Below are 3,029 nucleotides of genomic sequence, written 5' to 3'. Positions count from 1 at the left end.
CTTGGCTGCCGAAGGAAGAGGGGAATGGGGACTAATACGCGGAATAGGCCGTTGGCCTAGCGAGCGTGGGAGTTCACCCCGTTCTCTTCTTCTAAAAGTAGTAACTTAAAAACAGTAAGGCAAATCTAAAGGCGAGCGGGGGTTTCAATGCAACCAAGGTCCTCTTTTCTGACCCATCCCTTGATTATTTTCCCTTTGGCGGTTTCGTACTCCATTTCTACAAAACCATCCCGTTCACTGGTTACGGTTATTATATCGTCCTTTATAAGGTACATTTTGGTTTTGTTTAGGGTAGAATCATAAATAAAACTTTTTTCAGCCTGTATACCGCAAACCCTTAAACCTAAAAATTCCTTGATGTAATCCCGTTTATCGTGCATCCCACGTTTGTATAAAACCTCCAAAACTTCTTTAGGTGCACTTTCGAGGTAATTACACTCATCTCCAAAAATATTTAAATAACTTTTAGGTGTTAACTCAAATATTGTTGCTATGTTAACAAGACAATCCTCTACGTCTGCATTCTCATCCATTTCAACATATACCTTTCCTGTATCGTTTAGTTGTTTCATCTTACATATAGAATCACGGTCATATGAATTACCAAATCCATAATTAGTAACTGTCACACTTAACTTGTCGTAAGGATTACCTCTAATATCAATCTTCAAGTTTTTTTTACCATTATAGATATAGAAAATTTTATAAAAAGCATTGTTATTATCGTATAAGTAACCAAAATATAACTGCCAAACTCCCTGTATTTGACTAACATTATAAGTTTTATTTTTCTCCGTTTGACCAAGTGATAGAACACTGTATGTCAATAAAAATAGAAAAATGACGTTGCGTTTCATGTTTTACTACTTTTTGTTTAACACGTTAAAGGCATTTATTGTATTTTGCTCTCGTTGCGAATGGCTCGGAATATCATTCATCTCCTTATTCATTTGACCTCCATTAACCAAAATGCTAACCTGGCGAATTTCATCATCGTTGCTATCAATGCTGGAATTGTTAATATACTGGTTTATGCCATTGTACTTCCAATATATCATGGACACTTTTATGGCCAAGTCCACATCGGTTTCCAACAAAGATACAATTTGTTCAACAGTTCTTTTATCATTAGGGTTTTCCTCTTTCCAGTACTTGAAGAATTTCCTTTCATAGTTGTCCCTTCCTGTTAAATGAATAAAACCCCTTCCCCGGAATAATGCGCCATCGCCCGATGCTACATTGTGGTTGCCTAAACCAGATTTATTACAACAATATACGTAATTAAATAAAGCGCAATTCTGATGTCCATCGACATACATATCTTTAATACCCTGTCCATCGTAAGCATGCTTAGTTGATGTAGAGGTGTAAACATTACTCACTAGATGATATACTGTATCCCTTTGAACTACGTTGCCATTTCTAAGGAAAAAATAACTTGTATCACTAAAGCCTTCAAATAAATCCGGATTAAGAAGCCAATTAAAGGTTTTCTCATTAGTTGTTATAATTTCATTTTTTATCCTTTGTGCAAAGGCATCTTTATTATACTTAATATTTTTTTTAGTATAACCACAGTCCTCTACAAGTGTAGAAAGAGGAGGCGATTTCTTGCCCGTTGTTTCAGCACCAATTTGACCAAGAAAATGGCTCATCCGTTCGGGAGTATTGATATTGAACTCGTCGCTATACTTGTTAATTGAGTTCACGACCTCCCTAATCCTAGCAGTATCAGCCGTAGGGAATATCTCTTTTAGTTGCTCTACTGTAAGAACAACCTTCTTCAAAGTATCGCTGAGTATATCTATATGTTCAAGCCAAGTTGCAACCTCATAGTCTTTTGTAGAGCGTGAAGGTATCAACTGAAACACAAAATCGGGATTAGAACCATTCTTAGAATAAAATGCAACTAACACGTAATCATCTACCCTGTATGAAGGAAGTGATTTATATTTTTGATCGTTACTCGGATTGCCATTATAATCTAAAGGAGAAATATAGCCGGGTATTGTGCTGTTATTTGATTTTAACTTAAATGTGGCAACTTTAATAGATGTTAAATTCTTTAGGGCATCAAGACTCGATATTCTTGCTTTTTTAAAATCAATGATATCGACATAACTATGAAGAGCAACTTTTGTATTGTGTGTCCACTCCGTTGAATCAATATTAGTCTTGTAAGTGTAATCTTCAATGTAAATTTCATTGCGATCAACAGATTCGAAATGAGGGTTATCTTTTGTGGCAATATTAATTGCTACTTGTTGTATCCTCCCAGCATGTGAAGATTTACGCACTGACCAACTTTTCAAATCCCCATATAAAGCAACATTTTCATCTTTACTCTTAATATTTAATGAATCAAACTTAACCGCTACTGTGTCGTAGATTCTTGAGATTTTTTCCAATTCTATATTCGTACTATTAGGAAATAGATCTTTCCAAGAATGTATAGTAGCAGTGTCAGTTCTCACACTCGCCGCATCCGTCTCATCATCCAGCAACCCGGTAGTTAACTCTGGGTTGTGAATAAGATCCCACTGCGGCTTAATAAGGCGAGAACCTTCGTTATAGTCCATAAGGTTGTCGGTGGTGCCCTGCGGCAGCACAGGGAAGGTGTGCGAGAGGTTAAATGCGCCGTGGCCCAGCTCGTGGGCTAGCGTGCGGGCATCGGTGGAGCTCTGTGCAATAAAGCCAAACCTACGGGCACGGGGCATGTAGCCCTGCAGCGTGGCATCGCTAAAGCGCGGCACCACAAAGTCGAGATGTACCGCAGGCGCTGGGACATAGAGGTGTTCTTCAGGTTTATAAAACAGGAGTTGAGCTTCAAGCACTTCGTTTCAACGAGCGTAAACGGGATTATGATTATGCTCTACGTTACCCTCATGCTGGCAATGCTTGTGCTGATGTACAAGAAGGCCAACGAGCTGGGATACAAAACGGCCAAGCGGAGGTTCAACATGGAGGTGGAGGAGGTATACCTTGCCCTTATCATCCAGCTTAGCGGAGGTGATCCAAGCCTAGTTTTT

General features: G+C 38.6%; 2 protein-coding genes. Both read right to left on the bottom strand.

The genetic code is table 11. The features are described 5' to 3' along the window. Positions 1–125 precede the first annotated feature (125 nt). Entirely contained in the window at positions 126–857 is a 732-nt protein-coding gene (locus VMW01_16715) for a hypothetical protein (protein ID HUW07890.1), read from the bottom strand. A 6-nt stretch (positions 858–863) separates the two neighbouring features. After that, positions 864–2,834: a hypothetical protein gene (locus VMW01_16710; protein ID HUW07889.1), complete on the bottom strand. Its 1,971-nt coding sequence runs from the start codon at positions 2,832–2,834 to the stop codon at positions 864–866. Positions 2,835–3,029 lie beyond the last annotated feature (195 nt).

It is taken from the genome of Williamwhitmania sp., assembly GCA_035529935.1.
Taxonomy (GTDB): Bacteria; Bacteroidota; Bacteroidia; order Bacteroidales; family Williamwhitmaniaceae; genus Williamwhitmania.
This window is presented reverse-complemented; position numbering and strand designations above follow the sequence as displayed.